This is a genomic window from Hujiaoplasma nucleasis (assembly GCF_013745115.1).
GTDB classification, from domain to species: Bacteria; Bacillota_I; Bacilli_A; order Izemoplasmatales; family Hujiaoplasmataceae; genus Hujiaoplasma; species Hujiaoplasma nucleasis.
In genome coordinates this window covers 1,167,729-1,183,405 of sequence record NZ_CP051151.1, presented here as the reverse complement: position 1 = coordinate 1,183,405, position 15,677 = coordinate 1,167,729, and the positions used below count along the sequence as shown (strand labels likewise).

The following is a 15,677-nucleotide window of genomic DNA, read 5'->3' as shown; positions in this document are numbered from 1 at the left end:
ATATGAGAACAATTCTAATGTTTGATTTACCTATGGAAAAAAGTGAAGAAAAAAGAAATTATAGAAAATTTCTAAAATTTATTAAGGGCGAAGGTTTCGTTATGTTACAAAAATCAGTTTATACAAAATTTCATGTAAATAGAGCTAATTTAGAACATGAGAAAAGATTAATATTTTCAAAAATTCCAATTAAGGGTTTTGTTTCAGTTATTAGCATTACTGAAAAACAGTTTCAAACCATGGAACATATTATAGGAAGACCTAAAAATAAAGAAATTAATACAACTGAAAGGTATATTGAGTTATGAGAATTATCACGAATTATTATTTTGATAAGAAAATGTTATTAGATAATAAAATAATGTACCAGTTAGTTGTTGAGAATAAAAAAGAGTACTATAATATGATTTATAAGCTTAAAAGCCAAATAATTGAAAAAGAAGAGGGTGATTTTAGATTATCCTGCGATAATGAATATATTGATTTATTTAAGAAAGCGGAATTAATCATTGATATTTTTAACATAAGTAATGATGATCGAAAGATTCAAAGTAATTTAATTAAGTATTATGAAAACGAGTTAAATAATACAGAATTAAAAATTGATTATTATGAGCTGGTTACCATCATAAATCAATTTATGTTAAAATTAAAGAATAATATCGATATTAAAATTGACTATACAGATGAATTGAATTTAAAAGATTTTCTCAAAACAGTTAAAATCAAACCAAGTATTAAGGATGATAATCCTATTGACTTGCTTATTGACTATATTAAATATTCTTCTGAATTAGCTGGAATAGATATTATTTTTATTTGTAATTTATCATCTTATTTAGAAGAAAAGGAAGTTGACGATTTGATAAAAGAATTACAGCTTAATGAAATTAATTTGATTATGATTGAAAATAAAAAAATTGATTATAAACACAAAGATGTTGAAACTATCATTATAGATAAAGATCTATGTGAAATTCATCAGTAGTTTGGTTGTAAAGAATCAAATTTTTTCTGTTCAAATGTATCAGGTTTAGTAAAAAACCTTCTCTACAGACCTATATTTGAGGTTTGAGAGTATTGTTATATTGAATGGATATCAAACACCAACAACATAATATTCAGCGGTTTCAGGGTTTGAGAGTATTGTTATATTGAATGGATATCAAACTATTTTATTAAATACTAAAACTTATAATCTGTTTGAGAGTATTGTTATATTGAATGGATATCAAACTATAATTTTAAATTATCAGAAGAAGAAGCAGTTTGAGAGTATTGTTATATTGAATGGATATCAAACAGTTGATTTAGATGTAAAGCTATTATCTAAGTTTGAGAGTATTGTTATATTGAATGGATATCAAACCGATCATACTAGATCATTCCCATAGTGTAAGTTTGAGAGTATTGTTATATTGAATGGATATCAAACGAAGAACTTGCTAAAGAATCGGCTACTACTGTTTGAGAGTATTGTTATATTGAATGGATATCAAACGTTTTTTGCCTGTATTATCAATGATAATATGTTTGAGAGTATTGTTATATTGAATGGATATCAAACTTTGGTGAGGTCCGTATCCTTGCCTTTGGGGTTTGAGAGTATTGTTATATTGAATGGATATCAAACATTGATACCCTCCATATGCCCCTGTTAAAGGTTTGAGAGTATTGTTATATTGAATGGATATCAAACTTGTAAGTTCTCTTAGACAAGTTAAGTTGAGTTTGAGAGTATTGTTATATTGAATGGATATCAAACTCTAAATCAACAGCACTAGCATTAGTCTTTGTTTGAGAGTATTGTTATATTGAATGGATATCAAACTAAATCTAATATTGTTAATTCTAGATCTAGGTTTGAGAGTATTGTTATATTGAATGGATATCAAACTCAGTTATTAAATTATTATCCAATTTCATAGTTTGAGAGTATTGTTATATTGAATGGATATCAAACATTTCTTCCTAAAGACCTTAATAGATATTCGTTTGAGAGTATTGTTATATTGAATGGATATCAAACGCAAATAGGTGTCAGAACAGGTGTCAAACAGTTTGAGAGTATTGTTATATTGAATGGATATCAAACAAAGATTAACATCCAAGTCCCTAAAACTGTGTTTGAGAGTATTGTTATATTGAATGGATATCAAACAATAAATCTTATGAAAGTAACACATGGGTTGTTTGAGAGTATTGTTATATTGAATGGATATCAAACGCGCTTGCTTGGCTTAACAATAGGCGCAAAGTTTGAGAGTATTGTTATATTGAATGGATATCAAACGCTTGTCAAACTCTTTCAGTGTGTCGTCTAGTTTGAGAGTATTGTTATATTGAATGGATATCAAACAAAGTATCTGAATAATCATAAGTAAAAACTGTTTGAGAGTATTGTTATATTGAATGGATATCAAACGCAAGATAAATCGATAGGTTGGCTTGATAGGTTTGAGAGTATTGTTATATTGAATGGATATCAAACTGCTGATTTACTTCCTTTGTTTCCTCTCATGTTTGAGAGTATTGTTATATTGAATGGATATCAAACGTATACGGTCGCTTTAAAATGATCAGATACGTTTGAGAGTATTGTTATATTGAATGGATATCAAACAACGAAGAAGAAAAACTTAAAGAAATGGAGGTTTGAGAGTATTGTTATATTGAATGGATATCAAACCTCATCGGCTTGCTCTCGTAATTTATCCCAGTTTGAGAGTATTGTTATATTGAATGGATATCAAACAGTAGGATAGACTTCCGCAATGAGTATGTTGTTTGAGAGTATTGTTATATTGAATGGATATCAAACGTGGTAGCACAGGCAAAGCCGTTATGATAGGTTTGAGAGTATTGTTATATTGAATGGATATCAAACGTAATGGTGGATTCATGTATGCGTCATGTAGTTTGAGAGTATTGTTATATTGAATGGATATCAAACCTTTTAGAGTACCCTTAATAATTAAGTTCTGTTTGAGAGTATTGTTATATTGAATGGATATCAAACAAACCACCTTTCTAAAAAACTTGTAGTGAGGTTTGAGAGTATTGTTATATTGAATGGATATCAAACTCGTGAAAAGCGTATTAAATTATATGAGGGGTTTGAGAGTATTGTTATATTGAATGGATATCAAACTACAACCATTTAAGAAGGAGGCTAAACAATGTTTGAGAGTATTGTTATATTGAATGGATATCAAACTAACTTAGGCATCGAGAGACAGTTAAGGGGGTTTGAGAGTATTGTTATATTGAATGGATATCAAACGAAGGCTCATATATAATCTCTGAATCTTTTGTTTGAGAGTATTGTTATATTGAATGGATATCAAACGCAAATAGGTGTCAGAACAGGTGTCAAACAGTTTGAGAGTATTGTTATATTGAATGGATATCAAACTTTAAAAGAGCAATCGGTTACGACTATACAGTTTGAGAGTATTGTTATATTGAATGGATATCAAACTGAAACTTATGGATTATTTTATATGGACGCGTTTGAGAGTATTGTTATATTGAATGGATATCAAACTTTTGCTTTTGGTTGAACACTAAACACTATGTTTGAGAGTATTGTTATATTGAATGGATATCAAACGATTCAATAAACATATAATATTTATCATTGGTTTGAGAGTATTGTTATATTGAATGGATATCAAACAAATATTTGCGTTTGTCCATCCGGTATCATGTTTGAGAGTATTGTTATATTGAATGGATATCGAATATGTGAATATTTATTTTATTTATTTAACCATCAAATTTATGATGGTTTTTTCTTTCAATAGTGAACAAATATTCATGGAAATATTTATTCAAATTTATTGTTTACAAAGACTATTTATTTTTGTTATACTATTGCTAGTTTACTTAACAAGGAGTACTTGAATGAAGAAATATTTTACATTAGCACCTATCTTTCATGACAACATGATTTTCCAGGCTGATAAGACTATTAGAGTCTATGGAAAGTGTAAAAAAAATATTGAAGTTAAGATTAATTTTTTAAATCAAGAAGAAGTCATCAAAACTAATAGTGAAGAATTTGTTTTTGAATTAAAAGCAGAAAAATATCAAGATAAGGGTTTTTCATTTACGGTTTCTTCAAAGAAGCAAGTAGAAACCATCTATAACTGTTTAATCGGAGATGTTTACCTATTCATTGGTGGTAGGAATATCACACAGTCATTAGCAATGAGTAGCAAACAAGAAGACTATACGAGTTTTGATATAAGATTTTTAGATTTAAATAAACAAAATCAGTGGATGGTGTCTGGTAGAGATTCTATTGATCAAATATCAGTTTTATCATATTTATTTGCTAAAAATCTTCACCAACAAAATCGTATACCTTTAGGTATTATTGTCTATGGAAAAGAAGATGAAAATATCTTTTCTTGGTCTAATAAAAATGTAATTTTAAACGACATTGAAATGAAGAATTATCTAAATGGAGTTTTCCAATTAAAAGAACATCATTTAGCTAGAGATTATAATTTTTTAAAGAAACATATTTTTAATTTTTCTGTAAAATCAATGATTCTTTACCAAGGAGAAAATGATTTTCAGCATTTTCATTTTTATGAAAAAGCTTTATCTTCTATGATTAAATCTTTTAGAATGGAATTCAAAGACTTATATTTACCGGTTCATATTATTCAAATTTCAAGTTTTGAAAATAAACATAAAAATTACATAGCATCTAGCGAAATAAGAATTGCGCAAAGCAATTTATGTGCTGATAAATCTAAAGTATATGTTGTCAGTGTTGTCGATATCGATGAAAAAGATATGGTCAGTTTAAACAAGAATATCCTGAGTCAAAGATTGGTTAAACTCGTTTTAGAAAAACAATACAATATGGGTAAAAATGCCCTGTGTCCACAATTATTTTCTTACCGACAACGTGCTGGTCAGGTAGATATTTATGTTCATAATAATTTTTTAGCTTTAGTATCAAAATCAGGACAAAAATTAGGTTTTTATTATACAAATAATATTGTTGATTTTTATCCTGTTAGAGATGTATTAATTGAAAACAACCAAATTTCACTTAAGATATGTGAAGATGCTAAAGAGATAAGATATGCTTATGATGACAATCCTACATGTGATATTTATACGTCTAATGGATTGCCTTTATTACCCTTTAAAATTGTTTTAGATCAAGCAAGTTAATCCTTGCTTTTTTTAATGGTCATTTTCGAGTATAATAATAGTGGTGATGAAATGAAAACAATTAAAATCTCTGTTAAAGATTTGGTTGAACTCATCTATGGTTCTGGTTCGATTACTAATTTAAAAGACTTAAAAAACCGAGCCAATGAAGGAACTGAAATCCATAGTTTTTGGCAAAGTCAATACCTTAATGAAGACCAAAAAGAAGTTGTGGTGAGTGAAACTTATATAAATGATGATTTTGAAGTAACCATCAGTGGTCGTATTGATGGTCTTTTGTTTAGAGATAACCACTATATTGTTGAAGAAATTAAATCAACGCATATTGATTTAGATAAGATCGATGAAGAAACAACGCCTGCTCATTTAGCACAGGCTAAAATATATGCATATATTATTGCGAAAAAAGAAGAATTAAGCGCTTTAGAAATTTGGTTAACCTACGTTGATGTAGAAAGTAGAAAGGCTAAATATTTAAAAAATTATCATTCATTTAAAGAATTAGAAGATTTTTATTTAAAAACATTGTCAGATTATTTAGATTGGCAAGATAAAATATTAAAACATGAAGATGCTAGATTATCTTCTATTCAGGGTTTGAATTTTCCTTTTGAAAAATATCGATTTAATCAAAGAAGAATGATGGCGGTAATTTATAGAAATATTATTGCTAAAGACATCGCTTATATTGAAGCTCCTACAGGTTTAGGTAAAACCATCGCAGCTATTTTTTCTGCTTTAAAAGCCATTCACCAACCAAGACAAAAGATTTTTTATTTAACAGCGAAAAATGATGGAAAAAGAACTGCTTTAGAAACTATTGAACTTTTAGAGAATAAGGGTTTAAAAGCAAAAACAGTTGAAATTACAGCTAAAGATAGTGTTTGTTTTTTAGAAAAGAGAGATTGTGATCCTAAGGTTTGTCCTTATGCTAATGGTTATTATTCAAAAGTATTTAAAGCCATTGAAGATATATTTGAAAATGAATCTATTTTTTCAAGAAAAGTTATCGAAAAATATGCTAGAAAACATGAAGTTTGTCCTTTTGAGTTAAGTTTAGATTTATCAAATTATTCTGATATTGTTATATGTGATTATAATTATGTTTTTGATCCAATTGTTCATTTGATAAGGTATTTTGAAGAACATGTTTATCAACCCATTGTTTTGGTTGATGAAGCCCATAATTTAGTTTCTAGGTCTAGGGATATGTATTCTGCGACGATTAATCAAAAAGCTTTTGAAGATTTTTTGGATATTGCTCATATGTTGAAACCAAATCCTACATACCAGATTAAAGAAATATTAACTATTTTTAAGCAAGCACAAAATGAATTAGATAAGGTTGACTTCATTAGACAATATCAAATCAATGATTTATTGGTCCATAAATTACAAAGTTTATTGGTTAAATTTGATGATATATTATCTAATGAATCATTAACCTTTGGAAAAGAAGAAATTCAAGAACTGTATTTTTTAGCCAATCGATTTATAAAAATGTCTTCCTTTTATATGGATGATTTTGTATATTTACTTGAAAGAGATCAAGAAGACATTTTAATTTCAATTAAGTGTTTAAATGCATCGAGTTTCATAAGAGAAGTGATGGATGAGTATTTGGAAAGTATTGTATTCTTTAGTGCAACATTAAAGCCTATTGAATATTATAAAAATTTATTAACAGCCAATAGAGGATCCTTTAATCAATTTTCTTCTGCATTTAAGCAAACGAATTTATTGGTTTTAGCCGTAGATAATGTTTCAACAAGATATCATGATAGGGACCAATCCATTCCTAGGATAATTCAAACATTAAAATCAATGATTCAAGCAAAGCAAGGCAATTATATTGTATATTTTCCAAGTTATTATTATATGAAACAAGTTCAAACAAAAGCTTTTGAAGAAATAGATAATGTTCATTTCATTAGTCAAACAAGAGATATGACGGGTTTAGAAAGAAGTGAAATGATGAATCAGTTTTCAGAGAATAAAGATCAAACCCAAGTATTTATGTTTGTTATGGGTGGAATTTTTGGTGAGTCAATTGATTTGGTTGGAGAATTATTAAGTGGTGTATTAATTGTCGGGGTTGGCTTACCTGCTTTAAGTCATTATAATAATGTTTTAAAAGCTCATTATGATTTAACTTTTAATCAAGGCTTTGATTATGCTTATACTTATCCTGGGTTAAATAAGGTTATTCAAGCTGTTGGTCGAGTTATTCGTTCGGAAACAGATAAGGGTGTTGCAATTTTATTAGATGATAGATTCACCATGAGAAAATATTTAAGATTGTATCCTAATGCTTGGAGTCATTTAGAAGTATGTAATGATCCTGATGATGTATATGATATGGTGAAAAGTTTTTGGGATTGTGAATAAGTTTATATAATAAGGAAAAGAAAATCATTTATAGGACTTCTGTCGATGATTTTCTTGTTTTTTTTAGAAAAATAGAGATTCTAAGTAAAAAATCCTTGCATTTGAAAATTAAATTTGATATCATAGTAAAGCCTATGTAAATAGGAGAGGCATAGATTTGTGAGGTTGCTGACACACACGAAAGCGTTGTAGTGAAGAGGTCAGGGAATTCACGAGGAGCCAGTATGTAAGCTAAATTATATGCGAAGGAGGAGCTAAAATGGCTAATCAAGTAATTAGAATAAGATTAAAATCTTATGACCACAGATTGTTAGATCAATCATCAAAAAGAATCGTAGAAACTGCGAAAAAAACAGGTGCTGAAGTTAGTGGACCAATTCCACTACCGACTGAAAAAGAAATTTTTACTATCTTAAGAAGTCCACATGTTAACAAGGATTCACGTGAACAATTCGAACGTAGAACGCACAAACGTTTAATTGATATCGTTAACCCTACGCCAAAAACAATTGATTCTTTAATGCACTTAGACTTACCGTCTGGTGTAGATATCGTATTAAAATAATAAAAATTTAAATTAGGAGGTGTACTCATGGCAAGAAAAGGTATCTTAGGAAGAAAAGAAGGAATGACACAAGTTTTCGATGAAACTGGAAACATGATTCCTGTTACAGTCATTTCGGCAGAGCCGAATGTTGTATTACAAAAGAAAACCATGGAAACTGACGGTTACGAAGCTGTTCAATTAGGTTTCATGGACAAAAGAGCAAACTTAGTAAATAAACCATTAACTGGTCACTTTGCTAAAACTGAAACAACACCTAAGCGCTACATTAAGGAGATGCGTCTTTCAGGAATGAAAGAGTATGAACCTGGCCAAGAGGTAAAAATAGATATTTTTACTGCTGGTGACTATGTAGACGTTACAGGAACTTCTAAAGGGAAAGGTTACGCTGGTGTGATCAAACGTCACAATCAACACAGAGGACCTATGTCTCATGGTTCTAAATATCACCGCGGTGTTGGATCAATGGGTGTAATTTCACCTAACCACATTAGAAAAGGTAAAAACATGCCTGGTAGAATGGGTCACGAAACAGTGACAATCCAAAACTTACAAGTTGTAAGAGTGGATATGGAAAGAAATATCATTCTAATCAAAGGTAATGTACCTGGACCTAACAAATCGTTAATCGAAATTAAAAACGCAATTAAAAAATAATATTCTTTGGAAGGAGGAAAAGCTATGCCTAAATTAGCAATGTTAAACCAACTAGGTGAATCAGTAAAAGATGTTAATTTAAATGACGAAGTGTTTGGAGTTGAAGCAAACAATCAAGTTATCTATGATGTTGTAAAACAACAAAGAGCTGCAATGCGCCAAGGTACTGCCATGACTAAGAATAGATCAGCAGTACGTGGTGGAGGTAGAAAACCATATCGTCAGAAAGGGACTGGACATGCTCGCCAAGGAACAATCCGCGCACCTCAATATGTGGGTGGTGGCGTTGTATTCGGACCAAGTCCAAGATCTTATGAATATAAAGTCAATAAGAAAGTTCGTCGTTTAGCGATGAAAATTGCTTTATCAGAAAAATTAAGAGAAAACAAAATTATACTTGTTGATCAAATTTCTTTAGAAGAAAATAAAACAAAAGAAATGGTTAAAGTGTTAGAAAACATTAAAGCAGAAGGAAAAATAATGGTGGTATTAGGAGATGTATTAGATTCAGTATTTATTGCGTCTAGAAACATTCCTAATGTTGAAGTAGATTTATATAATCATATATCAGTATATGATGTACTTAATTCTAACCAAGTCGTTATGACAAAAGATGCTTTAGATAAGATTGAGGAGGCTTTAAGTTAATATGGATAAATATATAGTGATTAAACGCCCAATCGTTACTGAAAAATCAACCAAATTGGCTGAAGAGAATAAGTACACATTTGAAGTTGATAAAAGAGCAAATAAAATTCAAATCAAAGAAGCGATTGAAGCTTTATTTGATGTAAAAGTTAAAAAGGTAAATGTCATGAACGGTAAACCAAAAGCAAAAAGAGTTGGTCAATACCAAGGATTTAAACCTGCTGTTTCTAAAGCTGTTATTACTTTAGAAGAAGGCTACAAAATCGACATTTATACAGCATAATAGGAGGAAAAAATAATGGCTATTATAAAGTTTAAACCACAAACACCTGGTACACGTCATATGAGCAAAAGCGATTATGCCGAAATAACCACATCACAGCCAGAGAAATCCTTATTAACTACTGTTAAGAAAAATGGCGGAAGAAACAATCAAGGTAAAATCACTGTTCGTCATCAAGCCGGTGGAGCAAAACGTAAATACAGAATTATTGATTTTAAAAGAAATAAAGATGGAATTGTTGGGAAAGTAGCAACTATTGAATACGATCCAAACCGTTCAGCTAATATTGCTTTAATCAATTATGTTGATGGAGAAAAACGTTATATCTTAGCTCCTAAGGGATTACAAGTAGGTATGGATATTGAATCTGGAGAAAAAGCCGATATCGTCATCGGTAATGCAAAAGAAATCAAAGACATTCCTGTTGGTACCGTGGTACATAACGTAGAATTATATCCTGGAAAAGGTGGCCAATTAATTAGAGCTGCTGGTGCATCTGCACAAATCTTAGGTCGTGAGTCTAAATATGTATTATTAAGATTAAAATCTGGTGAAGTTAGAAGAGTTTTAGGAACTTGCCGCGCTACGATTGGTGAAGTTGGAAATGAATTCCATTCATTAGTAAGTATTGGTAAAGCTGGTAGAAAAAGACATATGGGTGTAAAACCTACTGTTAGAGGTTCTGTAATGAATCCTAATGACCATCCACATGGTGGTGGTGAAGGTAAACAACCTATCGGTCATCCATCTCCACTTACACCTTGGGGTAAAGTTGCTCTTGGTAAAATTACTAGAAAAAATAAAAAAGCTAGCAATAAGTTAATTGTTAGAAGAAGAAATAAATAGGGAAGGAGGAACTCAATATGTCACGTTCAATTAAAAAAGGTCCATTTTGTGATGATCACTTAATGAAAAAAGTAGAAAATGCTAAAAAAACTAATTCAAAGAAAGTAATTCAAACATGGTCGAGACGTTCAACAATTTTTCCGCAATTTGTTGGCTTAACAATTGCTGTTCATAACGGTAAAGAACATGTTCCTGTATATGTTACAGAAGACATGGTTGGTCATAAATTAGGAGAGTTCGCTCCGACTAGAACTTACCGCGGTCACGTGGAAAAGAAAGCTGTAAGGGGAGGTAAATAAAGATGGAAACAAATCAAGTAACTGAAGCAAAAGCAGTTGTTAGATCTGTAAGAATTGCTCCTCGTAAAGTTAAATTAATGGTTGATTTAATTAGAGGTAAAAATGTTGGTGAAGCTTATGCTTTATTAAGAAATACACCTAAGAGATCTGCCATCGTTATTGGTAAACTTCTTAAATCAGCTGTCGCGAATGCTGAACATAATTATCAATTAGACCAAGATAAATTATATGTTAAAGAAATTTATGTTGGCGAAGGTAAAACACTTAAAAGAATGCAACCACATGCACAAGGTAGAGCATTCCAAATTTTAAAAAGAACCAGCCACATTTACATCACAGTGGCTGAGAGAGAGTAAGGAGGCGTTTTATGGGACAAAAAGTAAATCCAGTTGGACAACGTATTGGAATCATTCGTGATTGGGAATCAAGATGGTATGCTGAGAAAAATGATGTCGCCGACTTATTACATGAGGACATTAAAATTCGCGAACTTATCTCTGATTTATATAAAAATGCAAGTGTTTCACAAGTTGTAATTGAAAGAAGTAAAAAGAGAGTAATTATTACAGTTCATACTGCTAAACCAGGTATGGTTATTGGTAGAAATGCTGAAACTAAAAAAGCTGTTGTAGAGGAACTACAAAAGCTTACAAATAAAGAAGTATTCTTAAACGTTATTGAAATTAAACGTCCTGAAATTGATGCTACGTTGGTTGCTGAAAATATGGCTAGACAATTAGAAAACAGAGCATCATTTAGAAGAGTGCAAAAAGTTGCTATTCAAAGAGCGTTGAAATCAGGTGCTAAAGGATGTAAAACTTTAATTTCAGGTCGCTTAGGTGGCGCTGAAATGGCACGTAGCGAAGGATATAGTGAAGGTAATGTTCCTTTACATACTTTAAGAGCTGATATTGACTATGCATTAGCTGAAGCTAATACTACATATGGTAAATTAGGCGTTAAAGTGTGGATTTATAAAGGAGAAGTACTTCCTTCTAAAAAAAGGGGGGCTAAATAAAAATGTTAATGCCTAAAAGAACAAAATACCGTCGCCCTCATCGTGTATCTTATGAAGGGGTAGCCAAAGGTGGTTCAGATATCTCTTTTGGTGAATACGGATTAAAAGCTTTAGAAGGAGCGTGGATCACTTCACGTCAAATCGAGGCTAGTCGTATTGCGATGACAAGATTTATGAAACGTGCTGGGAAAGTCTGGATTAAAATATTCCCACACTTAGCAAAAACTAAAAAACCTTTAGAAGTCCGTATGGGATCTGGTAAAGGTGCTCCAGAAGAATGGGTAGCTGTTGTTAAACAAGGTACTATTATGTTTGAAATCGCTGGTGTTTCTGAAGAAGTTGCAAAAGAAGCATTAAGATTAGCAGCACACAAACTACCTATTAAAACGAAGTTTGTTAAAAAGGAAAGTGGTGATTCTAAATGATTTATGCTAAAGAAATCCGCGAGTGGGACACCGCAAAAATCTTAGAAGAAATAGAAAACTTAAAAAAAGAAATGTTCGATCTACGCTTTAAACAAGCTACAGGTCAATTAGAAAATACTGCACGCTTATCAAATATTAAAAAAACGATTGCTAGAATGAAAACAGTACTTACTGAAAGAGAAAGAAGCTAAGGAGGAAGATGATGATGGAAAAAGTAAAAAAATTCTTTACTGGAACTGTAGTATCAGATGCAAATGATAAAACAATCACAGTATTAGTAACAACCTATAAAAAACATCCATTATATGGAAAAAGAGTTATCTCTTCTAAAAAATTCAGAGCTCACGATGAAAAAAATGAAGCAAAAAACGGTGATGTTGTTAGAATAACAGAATGCAGACCTTTATCAGCTACTAAACGATTCCGTTTAGTTGAAATAGTTGAAAAAAGTCAGACTATTTAGGGCGGGGGAATTATTATGATACAACAAGAAAGTAGACTTAAAGTCGCAGATAACACAGGTGCAAAAATAATTTCAACAATCAAAGTACTAGGTGGTACTAGCCGTAGATATGCAAGTATCGGAGACGTAATCGTAGCTTCTGTTAAATCAGCTATTCCTGGTGGAATGGTTAAAAAAGGTGATGTAATTAAAGCAGTAATCGTTAGAACCAAAAAAGCGGTACAACGCCCTGATGGTTCATTTATACAATTTGATGACAATGCAGCAGTAATTTTAAAAGATGATGGCAACATGAGAGGAACCAGAATTTTTGGTCCAGTTGCAAGAGAGTTAAGAGACGCTAATTACACTAAAATAGTTTCTTTAGCTCCAGAAGTATTATAGGAGGCGCATTTATGAAATTAAAAAAAGGTGATAAAGTAGTTATAATCTCTGGCGCAGACAAAGGTAAACAAGGAACAATTTTAAAAGTTCTTAAAAAAACAGATCGTGTTGTTTTAGAAGGTGAAGGCTTGACTAAAATCAAGAAACATCTTAAACCATCTCAAGTAAATCCAGATGGTGGAATCATTGAAATTGATAAACCAATTCACGCTTCTAACGTGATGTTAATCGACCCAAAAGAAAAAACAAGAACAAGAATTGGGTATAAAACTGTAACTGAAACTAATAAAAAAGAAACAGTTACTAAAAAAGTTAGATTTGCTAAAAAATCTGGCAAAGAAATAAAATAGTGAAGGGAGAAAATAATGAATAGATTACAAGAAAAATACCGTAACGAGATTACACCTTCTTTAATGGAAAAATTCAATTATTCTTCCATCATGGAGACACCAAGCATCAGTAAAATCGTGATTAACATCGGTGCTGGAGATGCGGTTTCAAACCCAAAAGTATTAGATAATGCTGTGAGTGAATTAACTCAAATTACTGGTCAAAGACCAGTAATTACTAAAGCAAAAAAATCAATCGCGACATATAAATTAAGAGAAGGTATGCCAATCGGCTGTAAAGTTACCCTAAGAGGAAAAAGAATGTATGACTTCTTAGATAAACTTATTTCAATCTCTTTACCAAGAGTTAGAGACTTCAGAGGTATCAATCCTAAAGGATTTGATGGTAGAGGAAACTATACTTTAGGTATTAAAGAACAATTAATATTCCCTGAAATTGATTACGATAAAGTAAGCAAAATCAGAGGTATGGATATCGTTATTGTAACATCGGCAAATACTGATCAAGAGGCTTTTGAATTGTTAAGTCAATTCGGAATGCCATTTAGAAGATAGGAGGATACAATGGCAAAAACATCGAAAAAAGTCAGTCAAAAACGCGGCAGTAAGTTTCCTGTAAGAAACTATACAAGATGTGAACGTTGTGGACGTCCTCATTCTGTATATCGCAAATTCAGATTATGTCGTGTTTGCTTTAGAGAATTAGCTTACAAGGGACAAATCCCTGGTGTTAAAAAAGCTAGTTGGTAATATATTATGAAGAAAGTTAGTTCCTATAGATTAAGGAAGGAGGCATTATTAATATGGTCATGACAGATCCAATTGCGGATATGTTAACAAGAATTCGCAATGCAAATCAGATGAAACATAAAACAGTTGAGTTACCAGCATCTAAACTAAAATCAGAAATCCTAAAAGTTTTAAAACAAGAAGGTTATATTACTGATTTTGAAAGTGTTAATGATGGAGTTCAAGGAACGTTAAAAATAACGTTAAAATATTTAGATAATGAAGAAAGAGTTATTAGAGGTTTGAAGAAAATTTCAAAACCTGGATTACGTGTGTATGCTAAAACAGATGAGCTTCCAAGAGTTCTTAACGGACTTGGTATAGCAATTATTTCTACATCTAAAGGCCTATTAACTGATAGAGCTGCTAGACAAGAAAAAGTTGGTGGCGAAGTTATAGCATATGTATGGTAATAATAAATTAAGAGAGGTGCAAGAAAACTATGAGTCGAGTAGGTAACAAGTCGATAAAGCTACCTCAAGGAGTCGAAATTAACATCAGCAAAGAAAACTTTGTAGTTGTTAAAGGTCCTAAAGGGGAATTAAGCTTTAATTTCGATAAAAATATTAAAATAAATGTTAATGAAGACGAAATTTCTGTAACCCGACCAAATGATTCATTACGCAATCGTTCTTTACATGGAACAACAAGAGCGTTATTGAATAATATGGTTATTGGAGTCAGTGAAGGATATACTAAAGGTCTTGAGATAAAAGGTGTTGGTTACCGTGCGTCATTAAAAGATCCTAAAACATTGGTATTAAATGTTGGTTATTCTAATCCTGTAGAAATGGAAATTCCTGAAGGAATTACCGTGGAAGTTCCGAAAAATACAGAAATCGAAGTCAAAGGTGCTAATAAACAAACAGTCGGTGAATTTGCCGCAAATATTCGCAAGGTTCGTTTACCTGAACCATATCTTGGAAAAGGTATCCGTTATAAAGGTGAATATGTACGTCGTAAAGAAGGGAAAACAGCTGCTTAATAGCAGTAGGTGAATATTATGTTTAAAAAAATAGACAGAAATAAACAAAGACAAGTTAGACATCGTCGTATGAGATTCTATATTAAAGGAACTCAAGAAAGACCACGTTTAAACGTTTTCCGTTCTAACAAACAAATTTATGCACAAATCATTGATGATAAAAATCAAGTAACATTAGCACAAGCTTCATCTTTAGGATTAGAAAATGGAGCAAACATCGAAGGCGCAAAAACCGTTGGAAAATTAGTTGCTGAAAGAGCAATTGAAAAAGGTATTAAAAAAGTCGTATTTGACCGCGGTGGTTATTTATATCACGGTAGAGTTAAAGCTTTAGCAGATGCTGCTAGAGAAGCAGGGCTAGAATTCTAATGAAGGAGGTAA

The 15,677-nt window shown here is 31.2% G+C and carries 22 protein-coding genes and 1 CRISPR repeat array; all 22 genes read left to right on the top strand.

Going from position 1 to position 15,677, the window contains the following annotated elements:
- Positions 1-2 precede the first annotated feature (2 nt).
- The 22 genes from cas2 (at position 3) to rplR (ending at position 15,665) form a co-directional block, all read left to right on the top strand.
- Positions 3-308: a CRISPR-associated endonuclease Cas2 gene (gene cas2 / locus HF295_RS05620; RefSeq protein ID WP_312031202.1), complete on the top strand. Its 306-nt coding sequence runs from the start codon at positions 3-5 to the stop codon at positions 306-308.
- Complete coding sequence (gene csn2 / locus HF295_RS05615; RefSeq protein WP_312031201.1) at positions 305-988, top strand: type II-A CRISPR-associated protein Csn2; 684 nt, start codon at positions 305-307, stop codon at positions 986-988. Before cas2 ends, csn2 begins: the two co-directional genes overlap by 4 nt.
- 81 nt (positions 989-1,069) lie before the next feature.
- Positions 1,070-3,745: direct repeats of the CRISPR family, unit length 36 nt; unit sequence GTTTGAGAGTATTGTTATATTGAATGGATATCAAAC.
- Positions 3,746-3,906: 161 nt separating this feature from the next.
- On the top strand, positions 3,907-5,196 hold the full coding sequence (locus HF295_RS05610) for a sialate O-acetylesterase (RefSeq protein WP_312031200.1): 1,290 nt from the start codon (positions 3,907-3,909) through the stop codon (positions 5,194-5,196).
- A gap of 51 nt (positions 5,197-5,247) precedes the next feature.
- Positions 5,248-7,584, top strand: coding sequence for a helicase C-terminal domain-containing protein (locus tag HF295_RS05605; protein ID WP_312031199.1), 2,337 nt, complete (start codon positions 5,248-5,250; stop codon positions 7,582-7,584).
- Positions 7,585-7,843: 259 nt separating this feature from the next.
- Positions 7,844-8,149 carry a 30S ribosomal protein S10 gene (gene rpsJ / locus HF295_RS05600; protein ID WP_312031198.1) on the top strand — a complete coding sequence of 102 codons (306 nt, stop codon included), beginning with the start codon at positions 7,844-7,846 and terminating at the stop codon, positions 8,147-8,149.
- A 27-nt stretch (positions 8,150-8,176) separates the two neighbouring features.
- Positions 8,177-8,806, top strand: a complete 630-nt coding sequence (gene rplC / locus HF295_RS05595; RefSeq protein ID WP_312031197.1) for a 50S ribosomal protein L3 — start codon at positions 8,177-8,179, stop codon at positions 8,804-8,806.
- 24 nt (positions 8,807-8,830) lie between these two features.
- Positions 8,831-9,454: a 50S ribosomal protein L4 gene (gene rplD, locus HF295_RS05590; RefSeq protein WP_312031196.1), complete on the top strand. Its 624-nt coding sequence runs from the start codon at positions 8,831-8,833 to the stop codon at positions 9,452-9,454.
- Position 9,455: 1 nt separating this feature from the next.
- Complete coding sequence (rplW, locus tag HF295_RS05585; RefSeq protein WP_312031195.1) at positions 9,456-9,737, top strand: 50S ribosomal protein L23; 282 nt, start codon at positions 9,456-9,458, stop codon at positions 9,735-9,737.
- Between the two features lie 15 nt (positions 9,738-9,752).
- Positions 9,753-10,583, top strand: coding sequence for a 50S ribosomal protein L2 (gene rplB, locus HF295_RS05580; RefSeq protein WP_312031194.1), 831 nt, complete (start codon positions 9,753-9,755; stop codon positions 10,581-10,583).
- 17 nt (positions 10,584-10,600) lie between these two features.
- A complete protein-coding gene (gene rpsS, locus HF295_RS05575; protein WP_312031193.1) occupies positions 10,601-10,882 on the top strand; it encodes a 30S ribosomal protein S19 in 282 nt (93 codons plus the stop codon).
- A gap of 2 nt (positions 10,883-10,884) precedes the next feature.
- Positions 10,885-11,238, top strand: a complete 354-nt coding sequence (gene rplV, locus HF295_RS05570; protein ID WP_312031192.1) for a 50S ribosomal protein L22 — start codon at positions 10,885-10,887, stop codon at positions 11,236-11,238.
- Positions 11,239-11,249: 11 nt separating this feature from the next.
- On the top strand, positions 11,250-11,900 hold the full coding sequence (gene rpsC / locus HF295_RS05565; RefSeq protein ID WP_312031191.1) for a 30S ribosomal protein S3: 651 nt from the start codon (positions 11,250-11,252) through the stop codon (positions 11,898-11,900).
- Positions 11,901-11,902: 2 nt separating this feature from the next.
- Positions 11,903-12,325 (top strand): 50S ribosomal protein L16, encoded by a 423-nt coding sequence (rplP, locus tag HF295_RS05560; protein WP_312031190.1) that lies wholly within the window; start codon positions 11,903-11,905, stop codon positions 12,323-12,325.
- Positions 12,325-12,516 carry a 50S ribosomal protein L29 gene (rpmC, locus tag HF295_RS05555; protein ID WP_312032608.1) on the top strand — a complete coding sequence of 64 codons (192 nt, stop codon included), beginning with the start codon at positions 12,325-12,327 and terminating at the stop codon, positions 12,514-12,516. Before rplP ends, rpmC begins: the two co-directional genes overlap by 1 nt.
- A gap of 14 nt (positions 12,517-12,530) precedes the next feature.
- Positions 12,531-12,788 carry a 30S ribosomal protein S17 gene (rpsQ, locus tag HF295_RS05550; protein ID WP_376739666.1) on the top strand — a complete coding sequence of 86 codons (258 nt, stop codon included), beginning with the start codon at positions 12,531-12,533 and terminating at the stop codon, positions 12,786-12,788.
- A 15-nt stretch (positions 12,789-12,803) separates the two neighbouring features.
- Positions 12,804-13,172, top strand: a complete 369-nt coding sequence (gene rplN / locus HF295_RS05545) for a 50S ribosomal protein L14 (RefSeq protein WP_312031188.1) — start codon at positions 12,804-12,806, stop codon at positions 13,170-13,172.
- A gap of 11 nt (positions 13,173-13,183) precedes the next feature.
- The gene (gene rplX, locus HF295_RS05540; protein WP_312031187.1) at positions 13,184-13,522 is read left to right on the top strand and encodes a 50S ribosomal protein L24; all 339 of its coding nucleotides are present in this window, start codon (positions 13,184-13,186) and stop codon (positions 13,520-13,522) included.
- Positions 13,523-13,537: 15 nt separating this feature from the next.
- Entirely contained in the window at positions 13,538-14,077 is a 540-nt protein-coding gene (gene rplE / locus HF295_RS05535) for a 50S ribosomal protein L5 (RefSeq protein ID WP_312031186.1), read from the top strand.
- A gap of 9 nt (positions 14,078-14,086) precedes the next feature.
- Complete coding sequence (locus tag HF295_RS05530) at positions 14,087-14,272, top strand: type Z 30S ribosomal protein S14 (RefSeq protein WP_312031185.1); 186 nt, start codon at positions 14,087-14,089, stop codon at positions 14,270-14,272.
- 53 nt (positions 14,273-14,325) lie between these two features.
- A complete protein-coding gene (gene rpsH, locus HF295_RS05525) occupies positions 14,326-14,724 on the top strand; it encodes a 30S ribosomal protein S8 (protein ID WP_312031184.1) in 399 nt (132 codons plus the stop codon).
- Between the two features lie 29 nt (positions 14,725-14,753).
- On the top strand, positions 14,754-15,296 hold the full coding sequence (rplF, locus tag HF295_RS05520) for a 50S ribosomal protein L6 (protein WP_312031183.1): 543 nt from the start codon (positions 14,754-14,756) through the stop codon (positions 15,294-15,296).
- A gap of 18 nt (positions 15,297-15,314) precedes the next feature.
- Positions 15,315-15,665: a 50S ribosomal protein L18 gene (rplR, locus tag HF295_RS05515; RefSeq protein ID WP_376739665.1), complete on the top strand. Its 351-nt coding sequence runs from the start codon at positions 15,315-15,317 to the stop codon at positions 15,663-15,665.
- Positions 15,666-15,677: the final 12 nt, after the last annotated feature.